This is a genomic window from Shewanella sp. 125m-1 (assembly GCF_052977065.1).
In genome coordinates this window covers 1-6,835 of the sequence record NZ_JBRILT010000082.1, presented here as the reverse complement: position 1 = coordinate 6,835, position 6,835 = coordinate 1, and the positions used below count along the sequence as shown (strand labels likewise).

Below are 6,835 nucleotides of genomic sequence, written 5' to 3'. Positions count from 1 at the left end.
TGGCTCCCCAGACTGGACTCGAACCAGTGACATACGGATTAACAGTCCGCCGTTCTACCAACTGAACTACAGGGGAAGCGTTTAAGTTACGTCTCGTTGAAGACGGAGCGCATAGTAAAGCGCTCTTACAATTGAGTCAACTCGACAAGCTAAAAAAAATGAAATTATACGCTCAAGTGCTCACCTAATGTTCATTGTGTCGATGAATGCAGCATTTTTGTTAAAATGTGACCAGTAGAAATGCAAGTCTATGAGTTAATCACAGTTTTCGATTAGCTCATTAATGAGACATACCAACAAAAAGAGCTGTTCGCTAGGCTATAAACTACAAATGTAAGAAAATTACATTAAATCGCTTTAGCTTGCTTAACTCGTGTCGAAAGCTTAAACCCCCATAGCAACTAGCGTTGCGAGAGTTATCCACTAAATCTGTGGATAAGCCTGTGGGTTAAGTGAGAAAATCAACCGCAAATGCCGATGAATAGGGCGTTGAGGTTAAAATGAGCTAATTTATAGAAGTTTTTTTTTAGCTAATAAAAACAATGTGATGAAAAAAGCAACAGTTACTTTGGTTGGCTTTTTAAAATGTTGCTAAGTTGTAACTCGCTTATAGTAGTAACTTGTGAATTAATACGCCTATTTTACTGGTGTTGACGCGGAGGTTAGCGTTAAAGGCTAGACTTTAACTTGGTTACAAAGTTTCATTTAGTGATGTTATAAGTAATCGGTTTAGGTGACTTACACGGCTGATCTGATTATTGTCATAGCGCTATTTGGCAACGAACACTAAGTCGAACAAAAACTAATCTAGAAAGTTAAGTCGTCATCAATCAAATTAGGGTAAAATAATTGCTCATTTTTCGAGGGAAGTATTTGAGTGTCAGAATCTGTATTTCAATTAGAGTCTATGTATAAGCCTGCAGGCGATCAGCCTACGGCCATTAGTAAACTTGTGGATGGGCTAGAGTCAGGGGTTGCTTGCCAGACATTACTGGGCGTTACGGGCTCAGGTAAAACCTTTACTATTGCAAATGTCATCGAGAAAATGTCACGCCCAACGATTATTATGGCGCCCAACAAGACTCTTGCTGCACAGCTTTATGGAGAGATGAAGGAATTTTTCCCCCATAATGCGGTAGAGTATTTTGTTTCCTACTATGACTATTATCAGCCTGAAGCTTACGTTCCCTCTACAGGCACATTCATTGAAAAAGATGCATCAGTTAATGCGCACATTGAGCAGATGCGACTCTCGGCGACTAAAGCACTATTAGAGCGTAAAGATGTTGTTCTGATTGCTTCAGTTTCTGCCATTTATGGTCTGGGCGATCCTAAAGCCTATATGAAGATGCTGTTACACCTTCGAGAAGGTGCCATTATGGAGCAGCGTGATATCTTAAAGCGCCTGAGTGAGCTGCAATACACTCGCAATGATATAGAACTGCAACGCGGTACCTATCGAGTGCGCGGTGAAGTGATTGACATCTTTCCGGCAGATTCAGACAAAAATGCCATCAGAATAGAGCTATTTGATGATGAGATAGAACGTTTGAGTCTGTTCGATCCGTTAACTGGCCACATTGTAAAGCGAATAGCACGAATAACGGTTTACCCTAAAAGTCACTATGTCACGCCTCGAGAGTCTATTTTGGCGGCGACAGGAGAGATCAAAGAGGAATTACGTGACCGTAAAAAACAGCTTCTCGAACTGAATAAACTTATCGAGGAGCAACGCATTACAGAGCGGGTTCAGTATGATATCGAGATGATGACCGAACTTGGTTACTGTTCAGGTATTGAAAACTACTCCCGATACCTGTCGGGTCGAGCCCCCGGCGATGGGCCTCCGACCTTGCTAGATTATCTGCCAGAAGATGGTTTACTCATTATCGATGAATCCCATGTAACAGTGCCGCAAATTGGCGCCATGTATAAAGGTGATCGCTCGCGGAAAATGAACCTCGTAGAATATGGTTTTCGCTTGCCTTCAGCGCTTGATAATCGCCCATTAAAGTTTGAAGAGTTTGAAGCGTTAATGCCGCAAAGTATTTTTGTTTCTGCAACGCCTAGCGAATATGAAATTAATAAGTCAGATGGCGAAATCGCCGAGCAGGTTGTTAGACCTACTGGCTTACTTGATCCTGAAATTGAAGTTCGCCCTGTTAGCACTCAAGTAGACGACCTGTTATCTGAGATAGGCAAACGAGTCGCTGTGAATGAACGTGTACTTGTAACGACCTTAACTAAGAGAATGTCAGAGGATTTAAGTGAGTACCTCGATGAACATGGTGTAAAGGTCAGATACTTGCACTCAGATATCGATACTGTTGAGCGCGTCGAGATCATCAGAGACTTACGTCTAGGCGTGTTTGATGTACTGATCGGGATTAACTTGTTACGAGAAGGCTTAGATATGCCAGAAGTCTCTTTGGTGTGTATTCTCGATGCAGATAAAGAGGGCTTTTTACGTTCAGAACGTTCATTGATCCAGACAATTGGCCGCGCGGCTCGAAATGTAAACGGTAAGGTTATCTTATATGGAGACCGTATTACTAAGTCGATGGACAAGGCGATTACGGAAACAAATCGACGTCGTGAGAAGCAGCATCAGCATAATATTGATAATGGCATTACTCCGAAAGGAGTGATCAAAAAGATCACTGATGTCATGGATGTTGGCGGTCACGAATATGTGGACAGCGAACGAGGAGTTGCAGAGATTGAGGGGGAATATCATGTGGCTAAACCTGCAGACATTAGCCATGACATTGACAGGCTAGAAAAACAGATGCATGAGCATGCTAAAAACCTTGAATTTGAAGAAGCCGCTGCAATTCGTGACAAAGTTAGTCGTCTTAGAGAACAGTTTATTAAGGCGTAATTGATTATTCACGCTATTTACTTCAATGCAATCAACTTTAGCTCAATAAACTTTAACTCAATGAACTTTAGCGTTATGAATTTTAATACTAACTGTTGAGCTATTAAGACATTAAAAAGGGGAGCCGAGTACAACTAGGCTCTCTTTTTTATGTGTATCTTATTTTGATTGGAACTACAGTTTATCGTCTTCTTTAACGAGCTTGTTTATGTCGCTGCGGCCAAGCTAGATAAACCGATACGCACAGCAGTCCACAGACAAGGCCAACTAAATGAGCCTCAGTCGCAACTCTTGCACCAATTAATTGGGTCATTTCAATACTGGCGCCAAAGTATTGCTCATAAGCGACTTTTAAAATCACGCCTAGTAATAGCAAGTAACCGCTTTTGTAGCCTTGGCGAATATCGCATACCGCACCGAAGGCAAATAATCCATGCAGCATGCCACTTAAGCCCACATAACCAATCAGCATTGGATAAAATGCGAGTAGCCCCAGCCCTTGCATTAGACACAGGCTAAAAAATAGTATGCTAAGCCCCTTTGCACGGTAATGTTGCTCATGTAAGGCTAATATGACCCAAAAACCCGCGAGGTTCATATACAGGTGCCAGGCATTGGTGTGCAGCAAGTTTCCGCTGACTAGGCGCCACCACTCACCATCAAGGATTAAATACCTTTGGTAGGCCAGCAGCGAGTCGAGTCGCAAATAAAAAAGACTAATACATGTAATTGTAATGACTAACGCAAACACATAGGGGTTGTTGGCCCCCCATTTTAGTTTTTGCATTTATCAGAAAGTCTTGCTTGTATCGCCTCTTTGTCTGCAAGGTACTCTTCAAGACCGCGCATTCTTAATAGACATGCAGGGCAGGTACCGCAACCGTCGCCCTTAATACCGTTATAGCAGGTTAGGGTTTCATTTCGCACAAGCTCCAAGCTATCAAACTTATCTGCAAGCGCCCATGTCTCGGCCTTATCTAACCACATTAGAGGAGTATCAATGGTCAGTTTTTTATCCATACCCTGTTCAAGGGCGGCTTGCATGGCTTTTACAAAGTCATTGCGGCAATCTGGGTAGCCTGAAAAGTCTGTCTCGCAAACACCGGTTATCACAGTATCTGCGCCAAGTTGGTAAGCGTAAATGCCAGCAAGGGTAAGAAAGAGGATGTTTCGGCCCGGAACAAAGGTGTTAGGTAGGCCGTTATCCATTAATTCGTTAGAGACGGGAATGGAGTCACGAGTTAATGCCGATATGGCTAATTCATTTAACAAGGTGACATCCATCACTTTGTGGCTAGCCAGTTTGAGTTTATTGGCCAGCTCTTTTGCTATTTCAATTTCTTCTCTATGTCGTTGCCCATAATCGAATGTGATCCCATGAACTTCATCAAATTGTTGGAGGGCCTGAATGAGGCAGGTTGTCGAATCTTGACCACCACTAAAAACTACAACGGCTTTTGACATAATAAACTTTCAATCTTGTAATAAATAAGAACGAGTAGTTTAACGCAGGCGTGAACGCTTTTAAACTACTTGCGACACAGCGAAAAATCCTCTATAACTGCGCCCCGGTTAACCAAGAGGTAAGATAATGAAATATCCAGTTAATGAAGTATTTGAAACAATTCAAGGTGAGGGGACTTTTACGGGAGTACCAGCCGTTTTTGTTAGACTTCAGGGCTGCCCTGTTGGTTGCTCTTGGTGTGACACTAAGCAGACGTGGGAACTTTTAGAGGAAAACCGCGTAGCAAAAGAGCTTGTGATCCAAGTTGACGGTACTATCGGACGTTGGGCGGAACTTAGCGCTGAAGAGTTGGTTAATGCCTTTAAAGCTAAAGGCTTCAATGCAAAACATATCGTGATCACCGGTGGCGAACCTTGTTTATATGATTTGACTGAGTTAACTCAATACCTTCATAGCCAAGGGTACCAAACGCAGATTGAAACCAGTGGTACATTTGATGTGTTATGTCACGCAGAGACTTGGGTGACGGTATCACCTAAGGTGAATATGAAAGGCGGTTATAAAGTACTTGCCCAAGCATTGAATCGAGCCAATGAGATTAAACACCCCATAGCAACCCAAAATCACATTGATGAGCTTGATGAGCTATTAGAAGGTATCGATGTGACTGATAAAACAGTGTGTTTGCAGCCTATTAGCCAAAAGGCACGCGCGACTGAATTGGCGATGTCTACTTGTATCGCGCGAAATTGGCGCTTATCAATTCAGACTCATAAATATTTAGATATCGATTAAACAATACCGATTAACTAATTTAGATCGCTTGATAATAAAAAGCCCTTGGATTTAATTATCTCAAGGGCTTTTTTGTACCGGTGACGGTTAATCACCATGGGTATATCGCTATTTGTCACTAGGGCAATTTAATACACTTGTCTCACTAAACCGGGTTAATGCATCAGTATAAGGCGTTAGATCGCCGATGTGCTCTTCAATCCAAGCTGCATTGTAATAGGTGTCTAAGTAGCGCTCACCTGAATCGCAAATTAGGGTCACTATCGAGCCGGTCTCACCCCTGGCAGCCATTTCGCTAGCCAATAGCAACACGCCATAGAGGTTAGTACCTGTTGAGGCGCCAGTTTTACGCCCGATAATCTTCTCAAGCCAATTGATTGTTGCGACAGAAGCGGGATCTGGGATCTTACGCATCTCGTCCACGACGCCAGGGATAAAAGAGGGCTCAGCACGAGGCCTACCAATACCTTCAATCTTACTGCCATTACAGCAGCTGACATGCTTGTCTCCAGTATTGAAATAATCAAAGAAAACGGAGTTTTCAGGGTCGACAACACAAAGTTTAGTCGTGAGTCGCTGATAGCGAATATAGCGGCCAATCGTTGCCGAAGTACCGCCAGTACCAGGGCTCATTACAATCCAAGTCGGAATTGAATGTTGCTCTTTTTTCATCTGATAAAAGATAGAGTTAGCGATATTGTTGTTACCACGCCAATCTGTTGCGCGTTCGGCATAGGTAAATTGATCCATATAATGACCATCTAGCTCTTGGGCTAAGCGCTCAGATTCGGCATAAATTTTACTGGAATGGTCAACAAAGTGGCATTGACCACCGTAAAATTCAATTTGTTGAATTTTCTTTTTTGCTGTGGTGCTAGGCATGACTGCGATAAAAGGCAATCCCAGTAATCTGGCAAAATAGGCCTCTGATACGGCTGTACTGCCAGAAGAAGACTCAATTACTGTGGTGCCTTCTTTAATCCAGCCATTACACAGCGCATAAAGAAACAAAGAGCGAGCAAGACGGTGCTTTAAACTTCCCGTAGGGTGGGTACTTTCATCTTTTAGGTAAATATCAATACCCGTTAGGCTAGGCGTATCTAGCTTAATTAAATGAGTATCTGCACTTCGTTGAAAGTCAGCTTCAATTTTTTCGATTGCTTGATTTACCCAAGAATGAGTCACTTGTTTGCCTATGGTTAACACGTTGAACTTAAATCATAGAGAAAAACGAGCCAGATTGGTAGCGAAAAACACACTGCGGATAACTTGTTGTGCCGGTGTAAGCGCCTGATTAAATATACTTTTGTGGTGGTCAGGTGTTTAAGTGGATATTTGAGTCTAGAAAATACTGATTAAATGAAACCCTGATGGTATTTATGTCTTTTTATGTAAACGAAATCGTCACATTTAAATGATTTTGGCAAGGTTAATGTGATCTGAGTATTTAAGCTGTGCTACATGGCGGTGATAGGTAATTGATATATAAAACAGAGGTGTAGCAACTTAGATATAAAAAAGAGATGTCACTGCTTAGATATAGAGACATGGGGGAGCAACTGCAAGATTATTAAACGATATTGATGAATGACTTTGAAATAAGATGGAAGCTGAAACAAGAAGTGGTGGAGGGAGAAGGATTCGAACCTTCGAAGGCTGAGCCGTCAGATTTACAGTCTGATCCCTTTGGCCAC

Annotated in this window: 5 protein-coding genes and 1 tRNA gene; 2 read left to right on the top strand and 4 right to left on the bottom strand. The window is 42.3% G+C overall.

Annotated elements, in window-relative coordinates:
• Positions 1 to 76: transfer RNA gene (locus ACVBIK_RS20490), tRNA-Asn, on the bottom strand.
• Positions 77 to 877: 801 nt separating this feature from the next.
• Here ACVBIK_RS20490 and uvrB point away from each other — a divergent pair.
• A complete protein-coding gene (gene uvrB / locus ACVBIK_RS20485; protein ID WP_447162693.1) occupies positions 878 to 2,881 on the top strand; it encodes an excinuclease ABC subunit UvrB in 2,004 nt (667 codons plus the stop codon).
• A 193-nt stretch (positions 2,882 to 3,074) separates the two neighbouring features.
• On the opposite strand, the gene rrtA is transcribed toward uvrB, so the two are convergent.
• Both rrtA and queC read right to left on the bottom strand, forming a co-directional pair.
• Positions 3,075 to 3,668, bottom strand: coding sequence for a rhombosortase (gene rrtA / locus ACVBIK_RS20480; protein WP_447162692.1), 594 nt, complete (start codon positions 3,666 to 3,668; stop codon positions 3,075 to 3,077).
• Positions 3,656 to 4,345 carry a 7-cyano-7-deazaguanine synthase QueC gene (gene queC / locus ACVBIK_RS20475; RefSeq protein WP_447170405.1) on the bottom strand — a complete coding sequence of 230 codons (690 nt, stop codon included), beginning with the start codon at positions 4,343 to 4,345 and terminating at the stop codon, positions 3,656 to 3,658. The genes rrtA and queC overlap by 13 nt, the downstream gene beginning before the upstream one ends.
• Before the next feature lie 127 nt (positions 4,346 to 4,472).
• Between queC and queE the strand changes: the two genes are divergently transcribed.
• Complete coding sequence (gene queE, locus ACVBIK_RS20470) at positions 4,473 to 5,141, top strand: 7-carboxy-7-deazaguanine synthase QueE (RefSeq protein WP_447170404.1); 669 nt, start codon at positions 4,473 to 4,475, stop codon at positions 5,139 to 5,141.
• 108 nt (positions 5,142 to 5,249) lie between these two features.
• Here the strand turns inward: queE and ACVBIK_RS20465 are convergent, their stop codons facing one another.
• Positions 5,250 to 6,326, bottom strand: a complete 1,077-nt coding sequence (locus ACVBIK_RS20465) for a PLP-dependent cysteine synthase family protein (RefSeq protein WP_447170403.1) — start codon at positions 6,324 to 6,326, stop codon at positions 5,250 to 5,252.
• Positions 6,327 to 6,835: the final 509 nt, after the last annotated feature.